The organism is Streptomyces apricus, assembly GCF_008369065.1.
Lineage (GTDB): Bacteria > Actinomycetota > Actinomycetes > Streptomycetales > Streptomycetaceae > Streptomyces > Streptomyces apricus.
Window position 1 is genome coordinate 244,990 of record NZ_VDFC01000043.1, and the last position, 25,804, is coordinate 270,793.

A 25,804-nucleotide genomic window follows, 5' to 3' on the forward strand; every position below is an offset into this window, starting at 1 on the left:
GCCAGGCCGAACTCCCGGCCTGGAAGGAGGAACACAATGCCTCGCACCGCAAGGTCCGCGCCCGCGTGGAGCACGTCTTCGCCCGCATGAAGGGCTGGAAGATCCTCCGCGACTGCCGCCTGAAAGGCGACGGCGTTCACCACGCCACGCTCGGCATCGCCCGCCTGCACAACCTCGCCCTCGCCGGGTGACGCAGAAACCAGCAGGTCACCGAGCATGCCGTAGATCATTTACGGGACAACCCTTAGGCGGGCAAGCGCGTAAACGCCCGCCAGGCGTACAGCGGCCTGGTCATGACCGAGTTGTTCGGCGGCCGTGGTGTACCGATCGGCGAGCTGGCTGGCATCCGCGCGATGCGCGTCTCCCTCGGACAGCAACTGCTTGCGGTAGGCGTACAAGCCGGCAAGGACAGCGCCGATCAGGGTCAGCGCGGTGACAGTGGTTTTGAGGACATCGTTGACGTCGACCGGCTTGGAGGGCTTCTGGCGGGAGGCCGCATGCGCGAAGTAGTCGTAGGCGTACTGGTAGATCCCCCAGCCGAGCAGCGCAGCGAGAAGCAAAGCGGCAGGAGCCACGAACCAGACCGGCCACAGGTTCGGGGTATGCCGTCCCCGAGGAGCTTGTCGCCTGCGTCGAAGTGAGAAAGCCACGTCAGAAGCATGGCGCAGCGAGATCGTCGGCAGGGCCCATTTGCGAGATCGAGTTCGTACGCCGTCGGGGCATTGATACCTCAAGGGATTGGCATAGCATCTCTGGATGCCTTCTTTTCGCGCACTGGAGTGCCTGATCGCTGTCGCGGACACCGGGTCGATCACTCAGGCCGCATTGCTGCTGCACTCCTCGCAGCCGGCCGTGTCCCACCAGATCGCCTCACTGGAGCGCGAGGCCCGCACGGCCCTGTTGCGTCGCGAGGCACGGGGGGTCAGGCTCACCGCCGCGGGGCGGGTCGCGGTCGCTGACGCCCGACGGGCGGTCGAGGCGGCTGCCGCCGCTGTTCGATCGGCTCGGGCGGTGGGAGAAGCCGAGGGCGGGGTGCTGCGGATCGGCTGCGCGCAAAGCCTTACCGTCGCCCTGCTCGCCCCGGTGCTCCGCGACTGGCGCCGGCGCCACCCGGACGTGGTCATCACCCTGCACGAGCTCGCCGTCATGGACGAGGCGCTGAGGCTGGTCGAGTCCGACGACGTCGACGTCGCGGTGCTGCCGGACCCCCCGTCCGATCGTTTCCAGGTCACTGCCATCGCCGAGGAGGAGATCGTGCTGGCCGCGCCCACCGGCCACCCACTGGCCCAGCGGGCCTCGGTGCGGATTCAGGACCTCGACGGCGCGCCACTCGTGCACTACACGGCGCACAACCGCCTCGGCGCCTGGCTCGACCAGTCCTTCGCCCGGGCCGGGGTCCGCCCGGAGGCGGTCATGCGCACGTCCGTCACTGCTACGGCGCCTCAGCTCGCCGCCGCCGGACTGGGCGTTGCGGTCTGCCCGGTGAGCGCGGTCAGTGCGGGCTTTCCGGGGGTGGTCCGGCCGTTCTCACCGCGGTGGACCAGGCAGTTGATGGCGGTCACCTCCGCCGACCCCGACCCGCTTGTCGCACGGTTCATCGCCGGACTGCGCCGTCACGGAGTGCGGGTCACCCGCAGCGTACAGGCGCAGCTCGACGAAGGGATCGCGGCCGCGAACCAGTGACCATGGACGCTCTGAGACCTGCAGCAGGACACATGAGGGGAGGCTCGCAGGGTGTGCCCGCCATGGGTCTCATGGTGGGCACCGCGCACGGTTCGTGGATCGGCGGACCCCTGCTCGCCGCCGGGCTCAGCTGCAGTTCCTCCATCTGGACGGGCACGGTCGCCACCGGACTCGTCCTCGTCCTCCTCGCTGTCGTTACCGACCCGGCGGAAGCACGAGGTATCCAAAAAGTCTTTGTTACACCGTCCATCTATGAATGACTTCGAGGGAACAGCGGACCGTCCCCGATCGCTGCACAGCACATGACTTCCTGCCCGCAGCGAGCGGGAAGCGTCCTACGCGAGAAAGAAGGCTCCCATGTCCCAGGCATTCGTCACGGGTGGCTCCGGTTTCATCGGACAGGCCCTGATCCGCCGGCTTGTCGCAGAAGGCCATACGGTCCGCGCGCTGGTCCGCAGTCAGGCGTCGGCCGACAAGGTCGCGGCCGTGGGCGCGCAGCCGGTGCAGGGCGAGTTGACGGAAGCAGCCGACTGGCAGGACGCGGTGACAGGCAGTGAGGTGCTGTTCCACCTCGCCGCCGAGACGGACATCACCGCCGACCGCGAGCGCCACGAACGGGTGACGGTCGGTGGCACCCGAGCGGCTGTGGAAGCAGCCCGTACCGCGGGGGTCGCCACCTTCGTCCACTGTGGCAGCGAGGCCGCGCTCCTGGCCGGCGAACCGCTGCTGGACGTGGACGAGACCGCACCGCTGCGGCCGGACTCCGAGGCCGCCTACTGCGCGGGCAAGGCCATCGCCGAGCAGATCGTGCTGGAGGCCGGTGCACCGGGCTTCACCACCGTCTCCGTACGGCCGCGGTTCGTCTGGGGTCCCGACAGCAGCCTGATCGAAGGCCTGGCCGCTGCGGCCAGGGCCGGGCAGTTCGCCTGGATCGGCGGCGGCCGGCACACCACCGACGTGACGTATGTGGACAATGCCGTCGAGGGCTTGGTACTCGGCTGGCAGCATGGCCGGCCAGGACAGGCGTACTTCGTCACCGACCGGCATCCAGTCATCCTGCGGGATTTCCTGGAGACACTTTTCTCGCTCCACGGCGTCGACGCACCCATCCCCGACCTGGACGCCGACACCGCCGCCCAGGTGGTGCCGGTACCCGCTCGGTGGTTCGTCGGACAGCCGTGCACGCTGCGCACCGACAAGGCCGTGAGCGAACTGGAATACCGGCCCATCGTCTCGCACGCTGCCGGTTTCGCCGCCGTGAAGGAAGCTCTGGCCGTTGACGCCGCGTGACGGCCTGCGGAGTCATACCTGACCGTGGTGTCCGCCCCGGGCCCCGGTACGTCCGCGGGCAGGGAGGTGGCCCTGCCCGATGCCGGGCCACCGTGCGTGCTCGGGCGCGTCGGCAGGGGTGGGCCCGGTCAGCGGTGAACCTGGCCCCACAGATCACCTTCCCAGCTCCACGTGGCTGCCTCGCCGATCGGGCCGGAACGGGGCAGCCGCGAGAAAGATAGGGTGCGGTCGCGTGATGCGTCTTGCAATTCTTGGTCCTGTCCGTGCATGGCGGCGCGACGAGGAGATCGACCTCGGCTCCCCACAGCAACGTGGGCTGCTCGCGCTGCTGCTCCTGCACGAAGGACGCCCGGTGGAGACCGAGGCGATCCTGGAGGCCCTGTGGGGCGAACACGGGCCTCGCGGTGCTCGGGGCACCGTCCGCACGTACGTCTATCGTCTGCGCCCGATTCTCGGCGACATGGCGGTCATCGAATCGACCGGCAGCGGCTACCGTCTCACGGTCCGTGACGGGACCCTTGACCTGAGGAGGTTTCGGGAGCTGACCGCCCAGGCGCACCGGGCACGCCGCGCCGGCGCTGCGGCGAGCGCTGCCGAGCTCCTGCGTCAGGCTCTCGGCACGTGGCAGGGACCGGCCCTGTCAGGTGTCCGGGGCCCCTTCTTCGAGCTTGAGCGCGATCGGCTGGAGGAGCTGAGACTGGCGGCTCTGGAGGAGGTTTTCGATCTTGAGCTGGAGGTCGGCGGGCCCTCTGATCTGACGTCCGAGATTCGGGCAGCCGTGATGGAGCACCCGCTGCGGGAGCGGCTGCACGAACAGCTCATGCTGTCGTTGTTGCGTGCCGGCCGCCGGGCCGAGGCGCTGGCCGCCTTCCAGCGCACACGGCACCTTCTGCGTGAAGAGCTGGGCGTGGACCCCGGGCCCGCACTTCGCTCTCTGCACAGCCGTGTCCTGCGCGAGGTCGAGGACGCGCCCGCCCCTGCGCGCCGTGACCTGCCCTCGCCCCTCGCGCCCGCACCGGTTCCGGCGCAGCTCCCGGCGGACCTGGCAGTGTTCACCGGGCGCCGCGCAGAGATCACGGAGCTGTCCTTGACCGTGCGTGATGCTGCGCACGCTCCGGTCATCGGCATCACCGGTCTGGGCGGGATGGGCAAGACGACGCTCGCCGTCCACGTCGCCCACACCCAGCGCCGGCTGTTTCCCGACGGACAACTCTTCGCCGACCTCGGCGGCTTCACGGATCCGGTCGGCCCGTTGGAGGTGCTCGGCCAGTTCTTGCGTGCGGTAGGAGTGCACCGGCTGCCGGCGTCGCTGGACGAACGTGCCGCGTTGTGGCGTACGACGGTGTCAGGGCGCCGGCTGCTGATCGTCCTGGACGCGGCAACCAGCGGTGAGCAGGTGCGTCCCCTGCTGCCGGCCTCTCCGGGCTGTGCCGTCATCATGACCAGTGCGCGCCGCATCATCGACCTGCCCGGCATCCCCTGGCTGCGTCTGGGCGTCCTGCAGCCCCAGGACGCGTTGCACCTGCTCGCCGCCATCTCCGGCACCCGGCGCGTGTTCGCGGAGCAGGAAGCGGCCGGTCGCCTGGTGCAGGCCTGTTCCTACCAGCCGCTCTCGGTGCATGTGGCGGCCGCCCGGTTGGACGCCCGGCCGTCGTGGACGATCGACCAGATCCTGGCCCAGCTCGAAGACGATCTGCGCCAGCCGGTCGTCATGCATGAGGACTGCAAGATCGTCGACAAACCGTTCCGTGAAGCCCAGGCACGCATGGACACCTTCCACCGCAACGCCTTCCACCTCGCCGCCGTTCCCGACTGCAGCCGGCTGGACGCCGCCATGGCCGCGGCAGTGCTCGACCTGCCCGTCAACGAAGCCACCGCCGTCATGGAAGCCCTCGTCGACGCTCATGTGGTGGAGATCGGCGAGAACGGCGACTACCACTTCCTCGGGCTCGTCAAGGCGTTCGCGCGGCGCCAGGCCCTCAACGGGCTGGGACACGAGCACTGCCAGCAAGCGCTGCACCGACTGCTGCACCACTGCCTGACCGGCAAGGACACGGTCGACGAAAAGGACCTGCGCGCGCTACTGGACCAGATCACTGATCTTCCGGACGCACTCGCGGAAAAGGTGTCGCTCTCGCTGCCCTGATCCCTGCAGCGGCCGCGCGAGGCGACGTACCCGCACAAGCTCCAGCACCACCCGTGGTGCGAATGTGCGGAAGACCATCTGCCTCCCGTGGACGAAACGCCTCGTCGACACGCCGTCGACACCACGTCGACAAGCGCCCGATGCAATGCACGCATGCTCGACTCATTCACACGCGCCGCTCTGGCAGCACAGATCACCGGGTCCGTACTCGGACCGGAAGACGAAGGGTTCGCCGACGAGTGCGCGCCCTTCAACCTTGCCGTGACCCACCACCCCCGTGTCGTGGTCGCGGCCGCGAACAGCGCCGACGTGCAAGTCGCCGTTCGCTTCGCCGCACAGCGGCGTCTGCCTGTCGCCGTCATGGCCACCGGCCACCAGGCGACGATCCCGGCCGACGACGCGGTCCTCATCACCACTCACCGTATGGCGCAGGTGAGCATCGACCCCGCAGCCCGCACAGCCCACGTAACGGCGGGAGCCCGCTGGCAGCAGGTGATCGACGCGGCGACCCCGTTCGGGCTCGCCCCGCTCAACGGCTCCTCACCACTTGTCGGAGTCATCGGCTACACCCTCGGCGGAGGCCTGAGCCCCACCATGGGCCGCGCCCACGGATGGGCAGCCGACCACGTCACCTCCCTGGAGGTCGTGACAGCCGACGGCGAGCTGCGCCATGTCGACGCCACGTCGGAACCCGACTTGTTCTGGGCACTGCGCGGCGGCAAGAGCAACTTCGGTGTCGTCACCGCCATGGAGTTCGCGCTCTTCCCGGTGCAACAGCTGTGGGCGGGCGGCCTCTTCTTCGACGGCGCCGACGCAGCAGCCGTCCTGCACGCCTACGCCCGGGTCACGGCCGAGGCCCCGGACGGGTTGAGCTCGTCGGTCGCCCTGCTGCGTCTGCCGGCCCTGCCCGGCGTGCCTCCCTTCCTCGCCGACCGCTTCGCCGTGCACGTCCGCATCTCCTACCTCGGCCCGGCAGCCGAGGCCGTCGAGCTGGTTGCGCTGCTGCGGGCGGCCGCACCCGTCCTCGCGGACACTCTGGGGCCGATGCCCTACGCGTCCTTCGCCCAGATCCACAACGATCCAGCAGACCCGGCGCCGTTCATGGAACATACCGCGATGCTGCGCTCATTGACCGCCGAAGCCGTCGAGGAGATCCTGAGTGCCGCGGGCCCGACGGCCGACTGCCCGGTGCACTTCGTCGAGCTGCGTCACCTCGGTGGCGCCCTGGCCCGGGCCGCGGACAACGCCGTCGGACACCGGAACGCCCGGTTCGCACTCTGGATCGTGGGTGTCGGGGCACCCGATGCCTTCACCGCCATGAACGCCTACGCCGATGAGCTCCTGCAGCGCATGCGCCCCTGGTCCACCGGCGGACGCTACCTGAACTTCATGGCTGCCCAGGACACCGGCGTCAACGACGTGAGAGCCGCCTACGACGAAGCCGATTACAGCCGGCTCCGCAGCATCAAGAGGCGCTTCGACCCGGACAACCTCTTCCGCTTCAACCACAACATTCCCCCCGAGGAGCGCCCGATGTCCGACGACAAGCTGCAGCTCCTGATCGACCACGCCGCGATCGCCGATGCACTGCACCGCTACACGGCCGGCCTCGACCACGGTGACGCCGAACTGCTCGCTTCGTCACTGACCGAGGACGCCATGGTCGACCTGACACCGGCCACGAGCAAGATCGGTCTCGACTTCCCCGCTCTCAAGCCGCGCGACACCGTCGTGGGAGCACTGATCCCGGCGGTCGGCCCGCTCGACACCAGCCACGTGATCAGCAACATCCGCGCCACCGTCGACGGCGACACCGCCCACGTGTACTGCTATGCGATGGCCCAGCACTACCTGCCGCAGGAAGGCCCCAAGCCGGACCGGACCCGGCACGCGCTGATGATGAACCGCTACGACGCAGACCTGACGCGCGACGGAAGCACATGGCGCATCAGCCGGCTGACGATCGACAACGCCTGGTTCGAGGGCGACGAGACCGTCCTGATTCCCGGCGGCTGACCTCAGGGCGGGACGGTCCCACCGGGGTAACACCCTCCATCGGCAGGGCGTCACCCCGGTGCTGCCGGGTCCCACCCACACTGCCGCAGGTGCGGGCCGCACCGGCCCGTCCCACGAAACCTCCACCGGCGGGCCGGCCACCACCAAGCCCTCAACGCCCGCACTCCACGATCCACTTGGGAGCGTTCCGAGTGTCCACCCCCGACGAGCCCCACCCTCCTCAGCACTCACACCCCAACAGCGTCCAGGAACGGCTCAAGGCCCTCATACGGGACTTCCGCCACGGCGTGTGGCAGCCGACCGGCCTCGAACATCGCCTGGCCGAGCTTCTCGCTCAGTCGGCCGCCGGGTCCGGATCGCTCAGCGCGGTCAGCATCCGGGCCGCGACATGGGAGGGCTCGATGACGGCCGTCCACGAGAACGGCGGACGTTTCATCACTCTTCTGGCGGACCTGCTGCCGCTGGTGGAGAAGCCCGACGCAGCTGCGTTGCACACTGCCGGCCTGGCGCTGGACCTGGTCGAGACGATCACACAGACGGCACCGCACCGACAAGCTGCTCCTCCGCCGGGAGCACGCCCCTGTCCGAGCCCGGCAGGCAACCAGCAGAGTGCCCTACCACCCGCACCCCGGGCACCGCATCCTCGCGAGGACAGCAGACGGCTGCGCGTGGACGCGGCACGCAATCACGCCCGTCTGCTCGACGCCGCAGCACGAATTGCACAAGAGCAAGGGCTGAAGCACCTCACGATGGAAGCAGTGGCCACTGCGGCAGGTGTCGGCAAAGGCACCGTCTTTCGGCGGTTCGGCGACCGCACAGGTCTGCTGCAGGCCCTGCTGCAGCACTCCGAGGACACCTTCCAGGCCGCTCACCTCAACGGCTCGGACCAAGCAGAGGGCCGTGACGAGGCCATCGAGCAGCTTCGCGCATTCGGGGTGGCCGCCATACGACGCTATGCCCAGGAGCTGGAGCTCCAGACAGCCGCCGAGCCCTCCCCCGATGAGCGCTACCGGCGCGCACCTCGCCGCTCGTACCATGAGCGGGTCAGCGTCCTGCTCAGCCTGGCTGCACCCGAAGCAGACGCAGAACTGTTCGGCCACGCACTGCTGGGCTACCTGGAGCCCGCCCTTCTCCGGCATCTGAGCGACCAGTGCAACCTACCGCTGCAGCGGCTGGAAAGAGGCTGGCTCGAACTGGTCTCCCGACTCACCCATGAGGCCACGGCTCCACACGACATGACCTGAGGACCGCCGACGTGACTACGGGGACCTTGGCTGCAAGCGGGCCTGTGCGGGAGTTGGCGGCTGTTGTCCGTCTCTCTGCTGCCGAAGACTGCGCATTCCGAGGCGTCGTCGCCGACGATATCGCCGGGTCCGACAAGGCCTCGCGGACGGTGTCCAGAAGTGGCACCCCACCGGCCTGCGGGACCACCACACCCCGCCGACCTGGAGGAAGGGGGCGGGTGTGCGGGCGCGCCTCGGGGGCCGGGACGCACTGTGGCCGTCCGCGCGGCAGCTTCGCCTGTGCGCCGTGCCGCACCACAGTGGCGCGGTACTTGACCGGCGGCCGGGAAGCTTCGAGAAAGAGCGTGGGGTGCCTGAAGATCGCCCGGTCGGCCGAGTACCGGCAGGAAGTTCGTTCACAGCTTCATAGCTTGTTCCTCAACCTCCGACCTGGTCGAATCATCACTCTTTGAGGTGATTTCAGAGTGTGAGGCGGCCGCAGTCGGGGCCGCCTTCTTCGTTGCTACTGGTCCCTCACAGGCTCGGCCTGCACGGGACGGGTGAACCCGTGCCCCGGGGGGCCAGCCCAGGCCGTCAATGCCGTGCGCCGCCCGGCGTGGCGTTCCGCCGTGCCGGTGGCGCGCGTGGCCCAGGCGATGTGGCCGTCGGGGTGGACGAGGACTTCGCTCACCCCGTCCAGGCCGGCGTGGCCGTCGTGCGCGGTGACGGTCGCGGCGGTGACCCGCTGACCCCACTCCGCTACGGCTCGAAGATCCACTTGATGACTGAGCGGACCGGGCTGCCGATCTCGGTGGGCATCTCGGGCGCCAACCTGCATGACAGTCAAGCGCTCAAGTCGATGGTGCGGGGCATACCGCCCATCCGCTCCCGCCGCGGCCCTCGTCGGCGCAGGCCCGCCGAACTCCACGCCGACAAGGCCTACGACAACCGTCACCTGCGGCGATGACTGCGCTCCCGGCACATCACACCCCGCATCGCACGCAAGGGCATCGAGCCCTCCCAGCGGCTGGGCCGCCACCGCTGGACCATCGAACGCACCATGGCCTGGCTCGCCGGCTGCCGGCGCCTGCACCGCCGCTACGAATGCAAAGCCGTCCACTTCCTCGCCTTCGCCGGCATCGTCAGCACCCTCATCTGCTACCGCAGACTCTCCAAATGAAATGATCTTTCAGCGGGGCCTGAGCCCGTCGACGACGACGTCCAGCATGCGGTTCAGCTGGGGGCGCTGCTCGGGTGCGCCGGCCACGGAGAGCAGACCGGCGAGGATGCCGCCCACCTCGACCGGGTCGATGTCGTTGCGCAGTTCTCCTGCTGTGGCGCCGGCCTCGAGCACCATCGCCAGGACCTGCTGGACCTCGTCGCAGACCGGTCCGGTGCCGAAGCGGCCGGAAGCGCTCATGGCGACCAGGGCCTCGCAGATGCCGCGTCGTTCACCGGCCCAGTCGGCGAATCGGAGCATCCACGCGTGGAGGGCCTGCGCGGGCGGCTCGGTGGCCAGCAGGGTGCGCGCATCTTCGCGCAAGGGCCGGATCTGGTCCCGGTAGACCTCTTCGACCAGATCCTCACGGGTGGGGAAGTGCCGGTACAGGGTGGCGTTGCCCACTCCCGCGCGTTTGGCGATCGCGTCCAGCGAGATCGCGCGTCCGGACGCGAAGGCTTCGGCGGCCGTGGCGATCAACTGCTCGCGGTTGCGCTGCGCGTCGACGCGCAGGGTGCTGCGTGGAGGTGTCATGACCTTCGCGATCGTGAGTGTCGGATGAGGCGTCGGATGAGGCTCGGGATCGATTCGGGGATATCCCCGTTTCAGTGTACGGTGAGGCAAACGGGGAGGTCCCCGATTGTGGACGTCCCGCCGATCGCTCCAGCGACGAAAGGTTTGCCATGCCTGCAGCTCTCATCACCGGGGGGACGACCGGGATCGGCAGGGCGACGGCCGAGCTGCTGCACGCCCGCGGCTACCAGGTCGCGGTCACCGGACAGAATCCCGACTCCCTCGCGCGGGCGCGGTCCGAGCTCCCCGGCGACGTGCTCGTCGTCCGGTCCGACGGGCGCGTGCTCGCCGACACCGACGCCCTGATGTCGGCGGTGTCGGCGCGGTTCGGATCGCTGGACCTGCTCTTCCTCAACGCCGGGATCTTCCGTCCGGCACCGGTTGCCGAGGTGACGGAGGAATCGTTCGACGAGCACGCCGACCTCAACTTCAGGGGCCAGTACTTCACCCTCCAGAAGGCCCTTCCCCTCATGAACGACGGCGGCTCGATCGTGCTGACCGTCGGCATCGGATCCCGTCGCGGCACCCCTGGCGCCACGGTGGGGGCGGCGACACGCGGCGCGCTGCTGGCCATGCTGCCCTCACTCGCGCTCGAACTGGCCCCGCGCAGGATTCGCGTCAACGCCGTGAGCCCCGGGGCCACCGACACCCCGCTGCTCGACAAGCTGGGGGTGCCCGAGAGCGGCCGGGACGCCATGCGCTCGAAGATCCCCTTCGAGCGCTTCGGCTCCAGCCAGGAGGTCGCGGAAGCGGTCGCCTTCCTCGCCTCGGACGCCGCCGGCTACATCACCGGCCAGGACATCACCGTGGCCGGCGGCTACGGACTCGGCGCCTGAAACCCGGGCGGGCCGACCGCCAATCCGCACCTTTCGAACGCCATGAACCGCACCTCACAGGAGAACACGATGGCACTCACTCTCGACACGTATCGGCTGCTGGGCCGTTCCGGACTCCGGGTCTCACCGCTGGCGCTGGGCACGGCGACCTTCGGCACCGAGTGGGGCTGGGGCGCCGAGCGCGACCAGGCGCGCAAGCTCTTCGACCGCTACACCGAGCTCGGCGGCAACTTCTTCGACACCGCCAGCACCTACACCAACGGAAGCTCCGAGCGACTGCTCGGCGAATTCGCCCGCACCGACCGCGACAAGATGGTGCTGGCGACGAAGTACTCGACGCTGCGCCAGTCCGGTGACCCGAATTCCGGGGGTACCCACCGCAAGAGCATGCTCGCGTCGGTGGAAGCCAGTCTGCGGCAGCTGAACACCGACTACATCGATCTGCTCTACGTGAACGTATGGGACTTCAGGACGCCGGTGGAGGAGATCCTTCGGGGCCTGGACGACCTGGTGAGGCAGGGCAAGACGCTGTACGTGGCGATCTCCAACGCCCCGGCCTGGCAGGTGTCGCGGATGCAGGCGATCGCCGACCTGCGCGGCTGGTCACCACTGGTCGCACTGGAGACCGAGTACAGCCTGATCCAGCGCACCACGGAGCGTGACCTGATCCCGATGGCACGCGAGATGGGACTGGGCGTGGTCCCCTACTCCCCGTTGGGCGGCGGGGTGCTCACCGGCAAGTACAGCCGGCAGGACCAGAACCCGGTGGGCTCCGTCGCCGGCGAGACCGCCGGCAACCGCAAGAGCCTCAACGCCGCCCTGGGATGGGTCACCGACCGCAACCTTGCCATTGCCGAGGCGGTGAAGGAGGTGGCCTCGGAGCTGGGCCGCACACCCGCCCAGGTCGCACTGGCCTGGACCCTGAACGCCCCGGGCGTGACGGCACCCATCATCGGCGCCCGTACCGTCGCACAGCTGGAGGACAACCTGGGCGCCCTGCAGGTCGACCTCACTCCTTCACAGCTGGCCCGCCTCGACGAGGTCAGCGCCATCTCCCTCGGCAACCCGCATGATGTGCTCGCCAGCGAGCACATCCGCACGATCACCACAGGCGACATGAAGGTCGAAACCCTCGGCTGATTCGCTCCATGAACGGCGACATCCCGATATACCGGCACGCTTTTCAGGATGGAACGGAGCGACCTCGGCAATGCGTAAGTACAGCGGCAAGAATGTGGTGATCACAGGTGGCAGCAGCGGCATGGGGCTCGCGCTGGCGGAGCTGCTGGTGCAAGACGGAGCCCGCGTGGTGATCACCGGCCGTTCTCAGACCAAGCTCGACGCGGCACGCGAGCGGCTCGGCGACAACGCCGTGGCCGTCCGGGCGGACGTGGCCTCACTGTCCGACCTGGATATGCTCAGCGGCCGTGCAAAAAGCGAACTCGGCTCGATCGAGGCTCTGTTCGTCAACGCCGGCATCTCACCCCTCACGCCCCTTCAGTCGACGACCGAGGACATGTACGACGAGCTGTTCGCCATCAACGTCAAGGGCGCCTTCTTCACTGTGCAAAAGCTCGCCCCGCTGCTGAGCGCGAACGCCGGCATCGTCCTCACCACCTCGATCGCGAACGTCATCGGCATGGCGGACACCAGCGTCTACGCGGCCGGCAAGGCGGCGCTGCGCTCGATGGCCCGCACCTTCTCCCGCGAGTTGCTTCCGCGGGGAATCCGTGTCAATGCGATCAGCCCGGGCCCCATCGACTCGGGAATTCTGGAAACGATGAACTTGTCCAAGGAGGCCGCCGACCAGTTCAGGGCGGAGCGGACCGTGAGCAACCCCATGAAGCGCTACGGCACCGTCGAAGAGTTCGCCAAGGCGGCCGCATTCCTCGCCTTCGACGCCACGTACACCACCGGTATCGAGCTGGCCGTGGACGGCGGTGAAACCCAGCTCTGAGCTCGTCTGCCGTCCCGCTACGGGCGTAAGGCCTGCTACCACGGCAGTTATGGGGGACGCTGCAACGCGTGGTCGTGTCGATCAAGCCGCGAGCCGCTTATGCAGGCGCTCGGCCGGTGGATCGACGACGACGTCCGAGTTGGCCGTCGACGAGAACACCAGCTTGTCTGCGATGCCCTGCACCCATGCCATGGTGCCCGGGTCGCCGTCCTGGATCGGTTCCCGCCCCATGAACGCCGGGCTCACGCTGGTGACCCGAACGTTGCTGCACCCGCTGTCAGCGGGCGCCCCCCGATCAGGCGGGCGCCGGCTCGGCGGCGGGCCTATGCCTTCTTGCCGCCCCGGTGGTCCGCCAGGCCGCGGATCAGGGAGACGAACGGTGCGACGTTCGAGCTGTAGCTCATACCGTCGAAGCTGTTCGTCAGTGACAGCCCGTCCGTCATGGCCCGTCCCAGGACCGCCAGCTCCTCGATGAAAGCCTTGTCGCTCGCGACGTCACCCGGTGCGAAAACAGGCGTCAGGGCGTCCACCCAGGAAGCATGGGCGAAGTCGCGGATGCGGCGCACGGCAGCACTCACGACCTCGTCGTCCTTCTGCGGTCCTACGCTGATCGTCAGCAGAAGGCGGAGGTAGTCGGGCCGCTCGTCGAGGGAGGCGCACGCGGCGGTGAACCAGGCCTCGAACCGGTCGAGGGGTTCGAGGTCGTCGAAGGAGGACGGATGGGCGAACAGCGCGTGCAGCTCGTTGAAAGTGCGGTCGAGCAGCGCCGCCAGGACGCCCAGTTTGTTGCCGAAGTGGTAGTAGATGGAGCTGGCGGGCAACCCGGACTGTGCGGAAAGGTCTGAGATGGCCATGCCGTCATACCCTCGACTTGACACAAGGCTCCGGGCCGCATCGAGGATGAGATCGCGGCTGCTCAACCCGGCAGCGGTCGATGCGGAGTTGTTTCCCTTCACCATGGGCCCATGATAGGTGCCGGGCGACGTGTGGACGGACAGGCGTGCGGTGGGGGGCAGAGCGGTACTTGCCCCGCTTCACCTCGGTGGCCGAGGTGTCTCAGCGCAAGAAGCCTTCATAGGTGCGCTGTTGCAGCTGGCTCTCGATCTGCCTCACTGTCTCCAACCCCACACCGACGATGATCAGAATGCTGGTTCCGCCGAATGGGAAGTTCTGGCCTGCACCCGTTACGGCCAGGGCGATGGTGGGGACGAGGGCGATCAGCCCCAGATACAGCGCGCCCGGCCAGGTGATCCGGGTGAGCACATAGTGCAGGTACTGGGCGGTCGGCCGCCCGGCTCTGATCCCCGGTATGAAGCCTCCGTACTGCTTCATGTTTCCGGCGACCTCGTCCGGGTTGAAGGTGATCGCGACGTAGAAGAACGCGAAGAACACGATCAGCGCGGAGTACGTCGCTATGTAGACCGGATGATCGCTCTTGGAGAGGTTCTGGGTGACCCAGGCCTTCCACCCCGAGTCGCCCTGCGAGAACTGGGCCACCAAGGAGGGCACATAGAGAAGTGACGAGGCGAAGATCACCGGGATGACACCCGCCTGGTTCAGCTTCAGCGGTATGTAGGTGGAGGTGCCGCCGTAGGAACGGCGCCCGATCATGCGCTTGGCGTACTGCACCGGGATGCGGCGTTGGGCCTGTTCCACGAACACCACCAGGCCGACCAGGGCCAGGGCGACGAGGACGACTCCACCGAACTCGATCCATCCGCCGGCCAGGCTGCCCTGCTTCTTGATCGCCCACAGGGCGGCGGGGGTCGTGGAAGCGATCGAGACGAACATGAGGATCGACATGCCGTTTCCGATGCCACGATCGGTGATCAGCTCGCCGAGCCACATGACGACCGCCGTGCCGGCAGTCATGGTGACGACCATGGTGACGGTCGTGAAGACAGAGCGATCTGGAACGATCTGGCCGGCGGCCGAGCAGTTCTGGAACAGCGAGCCGTTGCGGGCGGTGGCCACCAGACCGGTGCCCTGAAGAACGGCGAGCGCCACGGTCAGGTACCGCGTGTACTGGGTTGTCTTCGCCGTACCGGCCTGGCCCTCCTTCTTCAGGGCTTCCAGGCGGGGGATCACCACGGTCAGCAGTTGCAGGATGATGCTGGCGGTGATGTACGGGAGGACGCCGAGCGCGAAGACGGTGATCTGCAGCAGGGCGCCTCCACTGAACAGGTTCACCAGTCCGAACAGCCCCTCACTGCCCGAGGTCTGATCGATGCACTGCTGGACCGCTCGGTAGTTGACCCCCGGGATCGGGACGTGGGTACCTGTCCGGTACACCACGATGACGCCGAGGGTGAACAGCAACCTCCTGCGCAGGTCAGGCGTTTTGAACGCGTGGGCTAGCGCGACGAACACGGTGCCTCCCGCGACCCTGCGTCCTCGTGCCGTGACGCGGGTCAGAGATTTTCGAAGGACAACGGCACGTCGACGACCGCTACCGCTGTGGTGATGGAACCGATCATTCGGGGATGAGGGCAGTGTCGGGGTGCGTGCTGTCCTTTCCCTGACGCAGCGACCTGCGACCCGTCGGCCCTGGGGTGAGCGAACGTTCTGCCTCGCGTCATTGTCGAGTCCTGCAGGACCTGTGTCAAGACTGAACGTTCTATCTAGTGTGTTGCTGGGTGTGCTGGGTGTGCTGGGTGTTGCGGAGGGTGCGCGGATACGCCCGGCACCGCCCCGGAGCTCGGGGCGTGGTCAGGATGTGCGGTCTGCCGCCGTGGCGGCCCGGGCCAGCCCGCTGGATCCGCTGAGCGGTACCTCCCTGATGAACAGGGTGACAAGGAAGGCGATCAGGGCGATCGGGGAGACGTACAGGAAGATGTCGCCGATGCCGTGGCCGTAGGCGCCCTCCAGCCAGCTGCGGACGGGGGCCGGCAGTGCGGCGAGGTCGGGCAGCCGGCCGCCGGACGATGCCTTTGCGGCGGTGGCCTGGTCCTGCGGGCTGAGCCGCGCGACGGTGTCGAGGGCGTGATGGCCGATGCGGGTCGTGAGGACCGAGCCGAGCACCGAGACGCCCACCGCGCCGCCGAGTGAGCGGAAGAAGGTCACGGTGGAGGACGCGGCGCCGAGGTCGCCGGGGGAGACCTGGTTCTGTGTGCACAGCACGAGGTTCTGCAGGGTCATACCGACGCCGAGTCCTATGAGCGCCATGCAGCTAGCCGTGTACAGGTACGGGGTGTCATGGCGGAGTGCGCCGAGCAGCGCCAGGCCTGCTGTCATCAGGGCGCCGCCGGTCAGGAGCCACCCCTTCCACCTGCCGGTGCGGGTGATGATCCGCCCGGAGACGGTGGAGGAGATGAACAGGCCCGCGATGAGCGGGATCGTCAGGACGCCCGACATGGTGGGGGACTCGCCCCGTGCGAGCTGGAAGTACTGGCTGAAGAAGACGGTGCCCGCGAACAGGGCGACGCCGYCGAACAGAGAGGCAAGGGAGGCGAGGGTGATGGTGGGGTTGCGGAACAGCCGCAGCGGGATGATCGGTTCAGCGGCCCGGGTCTCGACGACGACGAAGAGCAGCGTCAGCACGCCGGCCGCACCGACCAGCGTATATGTCTGCCAGGACAGCCAGTTGTACTTGTCGTCGGCGAAGGTGACCCAGATCAGCAGGGTGCATACGGCAGCGGTCACGAGGAAGGCGCCGGCCCAGTCGACCTTCACCTGACGTTTGACCAGCGGCAGATTCAGTGTGCGTTGCAGCACGACCAACGCGACGAGGGCGAACGGGATGCCGACGAACAGGCACCAGCGCCAGCCGAGCCACGAGGTGTCGGTGATGACGCCGCCGAGCAGCGGGCCGCCGACGGTGGCCACAGCGAAGGTGGCGCCCAGGTAACCGGAGTAACGGCCGCGCTCCCTAGGGGAGATCATCGCGGCGAGCACGATCTGGCCCAGGGCGGACAGGCCGCCTCCGCCCAGGCCCTGGATGACCCGGGCCGTGATCAGGGTGGCGGGGTTCTGGGCGAAGCCGGCGACCACGGAACCGAGGACGAAGATCACCAGTGCCGACTGGACCAGGATCTTCTTGCTGAACTGGTCGGCGAGCTTGCCCCACAGGGGTGTTGACGCGGTCACCGCGAGAAGGGACGAGGCGACGACCCAGGTGTATGCGCTCTGGCCGCCCCCGAGGTCGCTGATGATCCTGGGCAGGGCGTTGGTGACGACGGTCGAGGACAGGATGGCGCAGAAAAGGCCGAGGAGCAGTCCCGACAGGGCGCGCATGATCTGTGCATGAGTCATCGGCTCATCGGTGAATCCTCCCTCGTGGAGGGCGGGTGACTGCGCACCTGCGCTGGGGGTGGTTGTCATGGACGGCGGTTCCTTTACCGGAGCGATGGGTGTTGTGGGGCCGGGATGCGGGTGGCCTCCAGCCGGTGCGTGCGTCCTCGTGCGAGGCGTGCTCAGGAACGGCTGGTCTTGACTGCCGTTGCTTGAGGCAACCATGTGGTCGCGTGAACGCGCCGGACCGTGTCCCGGTAGGCTAGCAGGCTTCGAGATAGAACGTTCGGTATTGACGAAACGTTTGCCAGTCACCCACACGAGGGGACCTAACGTCATCGCCGAGTCGACATCGCCGGGTCGGGGTCGCGGAACCGGCTCTCGGGCCGCCCGACGGTGGTCATGTGGCCATGGCCTGCGGGCGATCTCGTCGCACGTACGCCAGGAATTCTTGGCAGGCCTCGGAGGGGATGACCCTCGGCTCCTTGGGCGACTCCGTGAAGAACTACTTGAGAACGAGGAAACTTTGACTGTCCGTCACGAGGCTCATCGCTGTGTCACGGTCACCGGACTTCTCTTTGCTGGCGCGCTGCTGACAACCCCTCAGGCTCTGGCGGCCACCGCCCCTGTGTATTGAGCAGCAGGTGCTGGAGCAGGTTCGGGTGAAGGCTGAAGCCCCGGGGTGGACCCGGACGAGGCGGCTGCCTTCTTCCAGGATCGGATCATGCACCTCTCGTTGGCCGCCGGCTCCGGGGCGGTGCGGGAGCGACTGGACGCACTCCACCGCCAGGCGCTCAGGACCGGGGCGCACTCCGTGTGCCGTTAAGGAGCCGGTCGATCAAGTCCGGCGGCGGGTAAAAATAGGGGTAGAACGTTCTGTCTTGACAGCGCGCGACGTGGTCGCCATGATGATGAGACAGAACATTCAGTCCCGCGGAAAGGCGGCCGGTGGCTTGCGGTTGGCAACCGCCCGGCACCCCACACCATTCAGCGGACCGATGTCGTCGTCCCTCAGGTCGAAGCGGCCGGCAGCACTGCGTGCTGGATCCGCTCCACCTCCCCGTATCAATCGAAAGGTTCGTTGTGAGCACTGTTGCTGCTGCTCCGTCCGGTGTCGCCGGGACCGCGTCTGCCCTGCGGCGGTTGTACTTCGTCCGGTTCGCGTTTGCGATCGTCTGGGCTGTGGTGCTGCTTCCGATGGCATCGAAGATCAACCCGGTGGTGGCGACCCTTCTGGTGCTGTACCCGCTGTTCGACGTGGGCGCGGCCTTGTACGACGCGAAGGTCTCGAAGGGCACGGGGTCACCTGCGCTGCTGTACGTGAACGTCGCGGTCAGTTCCGCCACGGCGATCGGTCTGGCCGTCGCGAGTGCGTCGGGTATTCCGGCGGTGCTGCGCGTGTGGGGTCTGTGGGCGGTGGTGGCCGGACTGGTCCAGCTGATCGTGGCCGTCCCCCGCCGCCGGATGGGCGGCCAGTGGCCGATGATCCTCAGCGGTGGCATCTCGGTCCTGGCGGGCGGGTCGTTCATCGCCTCGGCCGGCGCCGACGATCCTTCGCTGTCCAGCGCGATCGGCTACGCCGTTCCGGGCGCGATCTTCTTCCTCATCTCGGCCCTGCGTCTGGGCCGCGCCTCGAAGGGTGCATGACATGGGCGAGAACGTCTACGACGTCATCGTGATCGGCGCCGGACCGGTGGGTGAGAACGTCGCCGACCGGGTGGTGCAGGGCGGGCTGAGCGCCGCCGTCGTCGAGCGCGAACTGGTCGGCGGTGAGTGTTCGTACTGGGCCTGCATGCCGACCAAGGCGCTGCTGCGGAGCACCGCTGCGCTCCGGGCCGCCCGACAGGTGCCGGGGGCGCGTGAGGCGGTGAGCGGTGAGGTGGATGTCGCGGCCGTACTGCGCCGCCGGGACTCCTTCGCCTCGCAGTGGAAGGACGACGGACAGGCGTCCTGGCTCAACTCGGCGGGGATCGCGCTGTATCGCGGTCAGGGACGGATCAGCGGCGAGCGAACCGTCGAGGTGGCCGCCGAGGACGGTACGACGACGGCGTTGACCGCGCGCCATGCGGTGGTGATCGCGACGGGAACCGCCGCGCTGCTGCCGGACATCGACGGTCTGCGTGAGGCGACGCCGTGGAGCAGCCGGGAGGCCGCTGCCGCGAGCGAGGTACCCGGGCGGCTCGCCGTGATCGGCGGCGGTGTGGTGGCCTCGGAGATGGCGACGGCGTTCGCCGGGCTGGGCTCGTCGGTGACGGTGCTGGCGCGTGACGGTGTGCTGCCGCTCGCGGAACCGTTCGCCGGCGAACGGGTCACCGCGGCACTTCGGGAGTCCGGTGTCGATGTGCGTCTCGGGGCGGAGGCCGTGTKCGTGAAGCGTGCCGGTGACGGTTCGGTGCACATCACGCTCGCCACCGGTGAGAGCGTCGAGGCCGACGAGGTTCTCGTCGCGATCGGTCGTACGCCCAACACGCAGGACATCGGCCTGGAAGCGGTCGGCCTGAGTCCGGGCTCCTGGCTCGCCGTGGACGACACGCTGCGGATGCTCGGGGAGACCGGGGAGCCGCCGGCCGACGGCTGGCTGTACGCGGCCGGTGACGTCAACCGCCGTGTGTTGCTGACGCATCAGGGCAAGTACCAGGCTCGCGCCGTCGGTGATGTCATCGTGGCGCGTGCCAAGGGCGAAGCGGTCCAGGACGAGCCGTGGGGCAGGCATGTGGCCACCGCGGACGAGCGTGCGGTGCCGCAGGTGGTGTTCACCGAACCGGAGATCGCGTCGGTGGGACTGACCGCGGCTGCCGCCGAGGCCGCCGGCCTGCGGATCCGTGTCGTCGACCACGACCTGGGCGCTGTCGCGGGCTCGGCCCTGCATGCCGAGGGCTACCAGGGCCACGCCCGTATGGTCGTCGACGAGGACCGCAAGGTGGTCGTCGGCTTCACCCTCGTCGGCCCCGATGTGGCGGAACTGCTGCACGCCGCGACGATCGCGGTCGTCGGCGAGGTGCCGCTGGACCGGCTCTGGCACGCGGTTCCGGCGTTTCCCACCGTCAGCGAGGTCTGGCTGCGGCTGTTGGAAGCGTACGGGCGCTGACCAATCCGTCCCCTGGTGTCCTGTCCTCCCCGTCCCGTCCCTCCTCGTCGCGACCACGACGGGACGGGACGCATGGTCCCCACCGGAGGGCAGCACACGACATGAGCCCAAGATCATCCTATGACGCAACGGAGTGACCTCATGGAAGCGGAACTCACGAGTCAGAGTCAGTTCGAGGACGACGACTCGGCAGGGCTCAGGGCCGGGAGACGAGCGGTCAGGGGCGGTGACGGCGGCTCCGAGGGCGGAGAACTGGAGTTGCTGCACCTGGGGAAGGACCGTGTCCTTGAGTTCACCGTGCGAGGACCGCAGGACGGGCCGGTCGTTCTCTTCCACCACGGCATGCCGGGTTCCGCGGTTCCGATGGACTCCGTCCTCGACTCGGTGACCGGCAAGGGGTATCGCGTCGTGACCTGCTCCCGCCCCGGCTACGGCGCGTCGACTGCGGCCCCGGGGCGTACGGTCGCCGACACCGCAAGGACGTGCCGCGCCCTCATGGACCATCTGGGCGTCCACGAGTACTGGGTGACGGGGTGGTCCGCGGGCGGTCCGTACGCACTGGCCTCCGCCGTTGCCGACTCCGCACGGGTCCGTGGTGTGCTGTTGATCGCCTCGTTCGCGCCGTACGACGGCGAAGGACTCGACTTCGTCGAGGGCATGGGTGTGCAGAACCAGGCCCTTTTCGGAAGCGCGGCCCACGGGGAGCAGGAACAGCGCGCGATCGTGTCGCAGATGGCGGCGATCGTCCGCGACAGCGATCCTGCCGAGCTCGCGGCCGGAATGGCGAGTCTGCTCCCCAAAGTGGACGCAGCCGAGCTCACCGGCGCCTACGGCGTGGACAACGCCACGCACATGGACCACGGGCTCGCGGCGGGGGAGGACGGATGGCTGGAGGACCTGCGTGCGCTGACGGCACCCTGGGGATTCGAGCCGGGTGACGTCACCGTTCCCGTCGAGTTGTGGCACGGCGCCCTCGACCAGATGGTGCCGGTCGCGCACGGGCAGTGGCTGACCCGGCGGCTGCCGGCCGTCCACGCTCATGTCGAGGGAGGCCACGGACACATATCGCTCGGCGTCGGAAGACTGGGACACAAGCTCGACCGGCTCCGGTCCAGGACGTCCTGACCCCACTTCGATCTGACGCCTACCGCGAAGTCACGACAGGGAGCTGTGCCGGTCGTGGCTGAAGAGCGACGGGGACGCCACGAGTTGTACACCTTCCGTGCTGCACGTGACTGCCGAGGACGTGGCCGCGGGTCTCCTTGCAGCGCCCCTTGATCCCGAGCGCGTAGGGAGTTGTCGTGTCATCCAAGAACGTCGTGGACTACATCATCGTCGGCGGCGGGCCCGCGGGATCGGCGTTGGCCCACCAGCTCGGCTCGAATCCGCAGAACCGGGTTCTGGTGATCGAGGCCGGCGGCGGTTCCGACCCGAGTCCACGGCGTCCGGTCCCCGCGGACTTCGTGCGGGCGTCGAGCGGCGGTCCGCGGTACATGAGGCAGTACGCACACCGGCCGTTCGAAACCGAACGGATGGAGCAGCGGCACTCGGGGCGGGTCATGGACGGTTCGGCGACGCCTCACGGCCTGATCCGGGACCGGGGGAGAGAGGCCGACTACGAGGCCTGGGAAGCAGCCGGCGTCATCGGCTGGAACCGGTCCCGCTTCGAGCAGGCCTTCACCGCCATCGAGAAGCACGCCGCCGGTGTCACCGGAGGGCGCGACGTCGACGGCCCCCGGAGGCCCGAGGTGCCGGGCCCGCCGGACCTGGCGAGCGCATGGTGGATCGACGCTCTGGCGCGGCACGGCATCGAGGCGGCCGAAGACCTGAACGTGCGTCACGAGCAGGCCGCGTACGCGTCGCTGTGGACCTGGGACGGCGCCCGCACGAGTACACCCCGCGCGTTGCTGCGCACGTACGGCCGCCGGTCGAATGTCCGTGTCCGCACACACTGCGAAGTCCGTCGGATCCTTTTCGACGGCACGACCGCGACCGGGGTCGAGGCGAAGACCCGCCGGGGAACGGTCCGGTTCACTGCCCGCCGTGAGGTCGTTCTCTGCGCCGGAACGACGGGGAACCCCCTGCTGCTCGAACGCAGCGGTGTGGGCGACCCGGAGGTGCTCACCGCAGCCGGTGTGCACCTCGTCGCGGCGAATCCGGCCGTCGGTGACAACCTGCGACAGCGCCGTGGGGCCGTCATGGCACTGCGACTGAAGGGCCTGTCAGGACGCAACCGACAGCCGGTGGCACCGGCCGCGCGACCGTGGTCACCGTTCACGCACCTGCTACGGCGATCCGGTGAGCCGACGGACAGCGGCACCAGGGTCCTGGCAGTGCTGAGTTCGGACCGCGGGGCGCCGCATCCGGACATGACTCTGCTGTTCACACCGGCCCCGGTGACGGCGCACGACGCAATGCCGGCCGGGACGGACGGCGCGACCGTGGCCTTCTACCCGCACTCGCCCACCAGCACGGGGACCGTCCACATCACAGGGCCGACCCTTGACGACCCGCCCCTGCTCCTACCGGGGCACCTCTCCACCGGTCATGACAGAGAACTGACCGTCGCGGCCTTTGCCCGAGTGCGTGAGATCCTGGCCACCGAACCGTTCGCCTCCGCCACGACCGAAGTGCTTCCCGGGCCAGGGGTCGTTGCCACGGCGGACATCCTGCGGTACGTGCTCGACCAGGGGTTCACAGGGAATCACGAGGTCGGAACGTGCGCCCTGGGTCCCGCCGGGGTCGTGGACGACGCACTCCAGGTGCGCGGGACCCATCGGCTGAGAGTCGCCGACGCATCGGTGATGCCGACGCTCACCACCGGGGACACGACGGCACCGAGCATGGCGGTCGGCTGGATCGCCGGCGACATCCTCCGGAACGCGAACACACGAGGCAGATAGAGCAGATGGAGCAGACGGATCCGCCCATCCTGGCCGTCGCACCGACGGCCAGGATGGAGCCCCGTTCGCCCCTGACACCGTCTCTGACGGAGTGCGTCCGCGCTGTCCCCGCCGACTTCGACGTGGACCACATGGCGCGCCCTGAGGCAGGAATTCGGGGTAGAACGTTCGGTATTGACAAGGTGCAGGCTGGTCCTCTTTAATCAACAGGACCGAACGTTCTCCCTCTCTATCGGGTGTCCCTCATGACTCTGCGTCCCGAGATCCTTTTCTCGGGTGCGGCCCTGGCTCTCGTGTTCGGCGTCGCAGCCGTTCTGCCGGTCGTCGCCCCTCGGCCGGCTCCGGCTCCCGCGGCGGCCGTGGTGAAGTTCGCGGCCGGTGACAGGCTGACCGTGATGCCAGCCCCCGGCGCCGAAGCCGACTCGACGACCCCGAACGACGTGATTCGGTGGCTGCTGCGGTTCCAGTGGCCCACGCGGATTGCCATTGGGTGACGTAACTCCGGCCATATGCAAGGCAGTTGCCGAAGCCTCACTCCCGCGAAGTGTGGATCAGTCGGCCCCGAGGGCGTTTCGCCCCGGTGCGGCGCCACTTACACGCCTGGCCGACCTGCCCTGATTCCTCGACCCTGAAGGACAGACACATCATGCGAACCCGCGTCTCGCGTCGCCCCCGCAGTCGGCGCACCTGCCCTGCTGGGCGCCACCACGGCTCCCGGTACAGCGATGGCGAGCGGGGGCCGGTCGTCCACCGGTACTCCGAAGCCGTCACCGACGCCAGTGCGCAGGAGGCGTTCCGCACCGTCTCCTCCTGGGACCTGATCACTAGTCAGGATCGCGCGGTCGCTCCCGACGTGCAGCGCTCCATGTCCGAGCGAGCCGGTTCGCGCACCGAGGATGTCAACGCCTCCCACGCCGTGATGATCAGCCGTCCCGGCGCGGTCACGCGCGTGATCGAGGAAGCTGCCCGCGGCACCCGGTGACGAAGCGCCGCCGCCTCGCCGCTGGACGCGTGGCGGGTGGCGGATGGCCGGCCGGCGGATACCTGGCGGAAATCTAGCCAGTGCACTCCGACATCTGTAGAGTGAGCGTTACATACAGACGAAGGTCGTGAGCTGAGTGCGTGCGCACCAGCACGCTTTCGCCCAGCTCACAGGACCTTCAGGCAATTCCTCATCAAGCGTCGCAACGAAGCGGGGTTTCCATGAGCATCCTTGAGCACGTCAAAAACGCGCCAATGAGCCGCGTGCAGATCCAAGCAGTCGTGTTGTGCCTCGGAATGAATCTGCTCGACGGGTTCGACCTCCTGGCGACCTCGTTCGTCGGTCCGGCGATCACTCGCGAATGGGGCTTGTCCCCGTCACAGGTCGGCGTCCTGCTGAGCAGTGGCCTGGCGGGTATGGCGGTCGGGGCGCTGTTCCTCGCCCCGCTCGCCGACCGTGTCGGTCGCCGTCGCCTGACCCTCACCGGTCTTGCGGTGGCCTCCGTGGGCATGCTGGGCGCCGCCGTCTCACAGAACTTCGGCCAGCTCCTCGCCTGCCGGCTGGTGACCGGCGCGGCCGTGGGCGTGATGGCGGCCAGCCTGCCCGTGCTCGCCTCCGAATACGCGAACCACAGACGCAGAGGGCTGGTCGTCGCGCTGATCACGACAGGCTACGGGCTGGGCGCGGTCGCGGCCGGTCTTGCGACGAGCTTTCTGCTCAGCCCGTACGGCTGGCGATCGGTGTTCGTGTGCGGAGGCGTCGCCACGGCAGCCCTCTTCGCGCTCGGCGTGCGCTTCCTCCCCGAGTCCATGGACTACCTCGTTGCGTGCCGCCCCCGGGACGCGATCACCAGACTCAACCGGATCCTCGTCTCCATGGGCCATTCCCGGGTCGATGAACTGCCCCAAAAGGCCACGGTGTCGCGGAAGGCGGCGGTCGAATCGCTGTTCCGCGGGCACAACGCCCAGCGCACGGTGCTGATATGGGTCGCTTTCACCGCGGCGATGACGGCTTTCTACTTCGCGAGTTCGTGGACCCCTACTCTGCTCCTGAAGGCGGGTATGTCCAGCCAGCAAGGAATCAACGGCGGAGTGCTCTTCAGCCTGGGCGGAGTGATCGGCGCGGCGACGCTCGGGGTATTGGTGTCCCGGATCGAGCCTCGACGGCTGACTGCGGCCTACTTCTTCGTCGCGGCAATCGCCCTCGTACTCTTCTCGACGACGCTCGGATCCCTGGGCGGTGCACTCGTGGTCGCCGTGCTCGTCGGGTTTCTCCTCAACGGCTCGGTGTCGGGCATCAACGTCATTGTTCCGACCCTTTATCCCCCCGAGTCCCGTGCCACGGCACTCGGCATGGCTGTCGCGGTGAGCAGACTCGGCGCCGTGCTGGCCCCGCTGCTCGCGGGATTCCTGCTGGACGCCGGATGGGCTCCCGGTTCCATGTTCCGTGTCTTCGCGATACCGGCCCTGATCGGTGCGTTCGCGACCGCTCTCCTTCTGCGCGCAGACAGGCTCCGCGGCAATGCGCGGGCCTCGTCGACCACACCCGAAGTCCCCAAGAGCGTGACCGCGTGAAGAGAACCGGCCTCCCCGGAACAGAGGCCGACGACCGTATGAGACGTAACGCGACAGCAATACAGGAGGCGGTCGATGTCGGCC

General features: G+C 68.3%; 23 protein-coding genes and 1 pseudogene. 17 read left to right on the forward strand and 7 right to left on the reverse strand.

Annotated features, from left to right (window positions below; all coding sequences use genetic code 11):
* A partial coding sequence (locus tag FGF04_RS19240; protein ID WP_149512347.1) for a transposase occupies positions 1–191 on the forward strand: 191 nt, incomplete at its 5' end.
* A gap of 39 nt (positions 192–230) precedes the next feature.
* Here the strand turns inward: FGF04_RS19240 and FGF04_RS19245 are convergent.
* Complete coding sequence (locus FGF04_RS19245) at positions 231–575, reverse strand: hypothetical protein (RefSeq protein ID WP_149512551.1); 345 nt, start codon at positions 573–575, stop codon at positions 231–233.
* A 181-nt stretch (positions 576–756) separates the two neighbouring features.
* Here FGF04_RS19245 and FGF04_RS19250 point away from each other — a divergent pair, with 181 nt between their 5' ends.
* The 5 genes from FGF04_RS19250 (at position 757) to FGF04_RS41170 (ending at position 8,379) form a co-directional block, all read left to right on the forward strand.
* Positions 757–1,683, forward strand: coding sequence for a LysR family transcriptional regulator (locus FGF04_RS19250; RefSeq protein ID WP_149512552.1), 927 nt, complete (start codon positions 757–759; stop codon positions 1,681–1,683).
* 357 nt (positions 1,684–2,040) lie between these two features.
* Positions 2,041–2,973, forward strand: a complete 933-nt coding sequence (locus FGF04_RS19255; protein WP_149512553.1) for an NAD-dependent epimerase/dehydratase family protein — start codon at positions 2,041–2,043, stop codon at positions 2,971–2,973.
* A 235-nt stretch (positions 2,974–3,208) separates the two neighbouring features.
* Entirely contained in the window at positions 3,209–5,119 is a 1,911-nt protein-coding gene (locus tag FGF04_RS19260) for an AfsR/SARP family transcriptional regulator (protein ID WP_235882410.1), read from the forward strand.
* A gap of 153 nt (positions 5,120–5,272) precedes the next feature.
* Positions 5,273–7,135 carry an FAD-binding protein gene (locus tag FGF04_RS19265; RefSeq protein WP_149512555.1) on the forward strand — a complete coding sequence of 621 codons (1,863 nt, stop codon included), beginning with the start codon at positions 5,273–5,275 and terminating at the stop codon, positions 7,133–7,135.
* A 191-nt stretch (positions 7,136–7,326) separates the two neighbouring features.
* A complete protein-coding gene (locus FGF04_RS41170; protein WP_235882399.1) occupies positions 7,327–8,379 on the forward strand; it encodes a TetR/AcrR family transcriptional regulator in 1,053 nt (350 codons plus the stop codon).
* Between the two features lie 502 nt (positions 8,380–8,881).
* On the opposite strand, the gene FGF04_RS41175 is transcribed toward FGF04_RS41170, so the two are convergent.
* Entirely contained in the window at positions 8,882–9,196 is a 315-nt protein-coding gene (locus FGF04_RS41175) for an aromatic-ring hydroxylase C-terminal domain-containing protein (protein WP_328596392.1), read from the reverse strand.
* Here FGF04_RS41175 and FGF04_RS19275 point away from each other — a divergent pair.
* A pseudogene (locus FGF04_RS19275) lies at positions 9,119–9,538 on the forward strand (IS5 family transposase); the annotation flags it as partial. The gene FGF04_RS41175 and the pseudogene FGF04_RS19275 overlap by 78 nt on opposite strands.
* A gap of 9 nt (positions 9,539–9,547) precedes the next feature.
* Here the strand turns inward: FGF04_RS19275 and FGF04_RS19280 are convergent.
* Positions 9,548–10,111 carry a TetR/AcrR family transcriptional regulator gene (locus FGF04_RS19280; RefSeq protein WP_149512556.1) on the reverse strand — a complete coding sequence of 188 codons (564 nt, stop codon included), beginning with the start codon at positions 10,109–10,111 and terminating at the stop codon, positions 9,548–9,550.
* Between the two features lie 149 nt (positions 10,112–10,260).
* Between FGF04_RS19280 and FGF04_RS19285 the strand changes: the two genes are divergently transcribed.
* From FGF04_RS19285 to FGF04_RS19295, 3 genes are all read left to right on the forward strand, one after another.
* The gene (locus FGF04_RS19285; protein ID WP_149512557.1) at positions 10,261–10,986 is read left to right on the forward strand and encodes an SDR family oxidoreductase; all 726 of its coding nucleotides are present in this window, start codon (positions 10,261–10,263) and stop codon (positions 10,984–10,986) included.
* A 69-nt stretch (positions 10,987–11,055) separates the two neighbouring features.
* Positions 11,056–12,126, forward strand: coding sequence for an aldo/keto reductase (locus FGF04_RS19290; RefSeq protein WP_149512558.1), 1,071 nt, complete (start codon positions 11,056–11,058; stop codon positions 12,124–12,126).
* Positions 12,127–12,196: 70 nt separating this feature from the next.
* The gene (locus FGF04_RS19295; protein WP_149512559.1) at positions 12,197–12,943 is read left to right on the forward strand and encodes an SDR family oxidoreductase; all 747 of its coding nucleotides are present in this window, start codon (positions 12,197–12,199) and stop codon (positions 12,941–12,943) included.
* Positions 12,944–13,024: 81 nt separating this feature from the next.
* Here the strand turns inward: FGF04_RS19295 and FGF04_RS40110 are convergent, their stop codons facing one another.
* The 4 genes from FGF04_RS40110 to FGF04_RS19310 form a co-directional block, all read right to left on the reverse strand.
* Entirely contained in the window at positions 13,025–13,189 is a 165-nt protein-coding gene (locus FGF04_RS40110) for a hypothetical protein (protein WP_188114141.1), read from the reverse strand.
* 77 nt (positions 13,190–13,266) lie between these two features.
* Positions 13,267–13,902, reverse strand: a complete 636-nt coding sequence (locus tag FGF04_RS19300; RefSeq protein ID WP_149512560.1) for a TetR/AcrR family transcriptional regulator — start codon at positions 13,900–13,902, stop codon at positions 13,267–13,269.
* Between the two features lie 97 nt (positions 13,903–13,999).
* Complete coding sequence (gene secY / locus FGF04_RS19305; RefSeq protein WP_149512561.1) at positions 14,000–15,313, reverse strand: preprotein translocase subunit SecY; 1,314 nt, start codon at positions 15,311–15,313, stop codon at positions 14,000–14,002.
* A 339-nt stretch (positions 15,314–15,652) separates the two neighbouring features.
* The gene (locus FGF04_RS19310) at positions 15,653–17,194 is read right to left on the reverse strand and encodes an MDR family MFS transporter (protein WP_149512562.1); all 1,542 of its coding nucleotides are present in this window, start codon (positions 17,192–17,194) and stop codon (positions 15,653–15,655) included.
* A gap of 1,062 nt (positions 17,195–18,256) precedes the next feature.
* Between FGF04_RS19310 and FGF04_RS19315 the strand changes: the two genes are divergently transcribed.
* The 7 genes from FGF04_RS19315 (at position 18,257) to FGF04_RS19345 (ending at position 25,720) form a co-directional block, all read left to right on the forward strand.
* Entirely contained in the window at positions 18,257–18,820 is a 564-nt protein-coding gene (locus FGF04_RS19315; RefSeq protein WP_149512563.1) for a hypothetical protein, read from the forward strand.
* 1 nt (position 18,821) lies between these two features.
* Positions 18,822–20,261 (forward strand): dihydrolipoyl dehydrogenase family protein, encoded by a 1,440-nt coding sequence (locus FGF04_RS19320; RefSeq protein WP_149512564.1) that lies wholly within the window; start codon positions 18,822–18,824, stop codon positions 20,259–20,261.
* 141 nt (positions 20,262–20,402) lie between these two features.
* Positions 20,403–21,386 carry an alpha/beta fold hydrolase gene (locus FGF04_RS19325; protein WP_149512565.1) on the forward strand — a complete coding sequence of 328 codons (984 nt, stop codon included), beginning with the start codon at positions 20,403–20,405 and terminating at the stop codon, positions 21,384–21,386.
* Positions 21,387–21,562: 176 nt separating this feature from the next.
* Complete coding sequence (locus FGF04_RS19330) at positions 21,563–23,164, forward strand: GMC family oxidoreductase (RefSeq protein WP_149512566.1); 1,602 nt, start codon at positions 21,563–21,565, stop codon at positions 23,162–23,164.
* Between the two features lie 245 nt (positions 23,165–23,409).
* On the forward strand, positions 23,410–23,658 hold the full coding sequence (locus FGF04_RS19335; RefSeq protein ID WP_149512567.1) for a hypothetical protein: 249 nt from the start codon (positions 23,410–23,412) through the stop codon (positions 23,656–23,658).
* Positions 23,659–23,810: 152 nt separating this feature from the next.
* On the forward strand, positions 23,811–24,146 hold the full coding sequence (locus FGF04_RS19340; RefSeq protein WP_149512568.1) for a hypothetical protein: 336 nt from the start codon (positions 23,811–23,813) through the stop codon (positions 24,144–24,146).
* A gap of 221 nt (positions 24,147–24,367) precedes the next feature.
* Positions 24,368–25,720, forward strand: coding sequence for an MFS transporter (locus tag FGF04_RS19345; RefSeq protein WP_149512569.1), 1,353 nt, complete (start codon positions 24,368–24,370; stop codon positions 25,718–25,720).
* Positions 25,721–25,804: the final 84 nt, after the last annotated feature.

Bases quoted from the DNA above. Each gene is read 5' to 3' on its own strand.
- FGF04_RS19300 (WP_149512560.1), bottom strand. From the start codon at position 13,902: ATGGTGAAGGGAAACAACTCCGCATCGACCGCTGCCGGGTTGAGCAGC.
- FGF04_RS19250 (WP_149512552.1), top strand. From the start codon at position 757: ATGCCTTCTTTTCGCGCACTGGAGTGCCTGATCGCTGTCGCGGACACC.
- FGF04_RS19255 (WP_149512553.1), top strand. From the start codon at position 2,041: ATGTCCCAGGCATTCGTCACGGGTGGCTCCGGTTTCATCGGACAGGCC.
- FGF04_RS19265 (WP_149512555.1), top strand. From the start codon at position 5,273: ATGCTCGACTCATTCACACGCGCCGCTCTGGCAGCACAGATCACCGGG.
- FGF04_RS41175 (WP_328596392.1), bottom strand. From the start codon at position 9,196: ATGCAGGTTGGCGCCCGAGATGCCCACCGAGATCGGCAGCCCGGTCCG.
- FGF04_RS19285 (WP_149512557.1), top strand. From the start codon at position 10,261: ATGCCTGCAGCTCTCATCACCGGGGGGACGACCGGGATCGGCAGGGCG.
- FGF04_RS19280 (WP_149512556.1), bottom strand. From the start codon at position 10,111: ATGACACCTCCACGCAGCACCCTGCGCGTCGACGCGCAGCGCAACCGC.
- FGF04_RS19325 (WP_149512565.1), top strand. From the start codon at position 20,403: ATGGAAGCGGAACTCACGAGTCAGAGTCAGTTCGAGGACGACGACTCG.
- FGF04_RS19260 (WP_235882410.1), top strand. From the start codon at position 3,209: ATGCGTCTTGCAATTCTTGGTCCTGTCCGTGCATGGCGGCGCGACGAG.
- FGF04_RS19345 (WP_149512569.1), top strand. From the start codon at position 24,368: ATGAGCATCCTTGAGCACGTCAAAAACGCGCCAATGAGCCGCGTGCAG.
- FGF04_RS19295 (WP_149512559.1), top strand. From the start codon at position 12,197: ATGCGTAAGTACAGCGGCAAGAATGTGGTGATCACAGGTGGCAGCAGC.
- FGF04_RS19290 (WP_149512558.1), top strand. From the start codon at position 11,056: ATGGCACTCACTCTCGACACGTATCGGCTGCTGGGCCGTTCCGGACTC.
- FGF04_RS19340 (WP_149512568.1), top strand. From the start codon at position 23,811: ATGCGAACCCGCGTCTCGCGTCGCCCCCGCAGTCGGCGCACCTGCCCT.
- FGF04_RS19335 (WP_149512567.1), top strand. From the start codon at position 23,410: ATGACTCTGCGTCCCGAGATCCTTTTCTCGGGTGCGGCCCTGGCTCTC.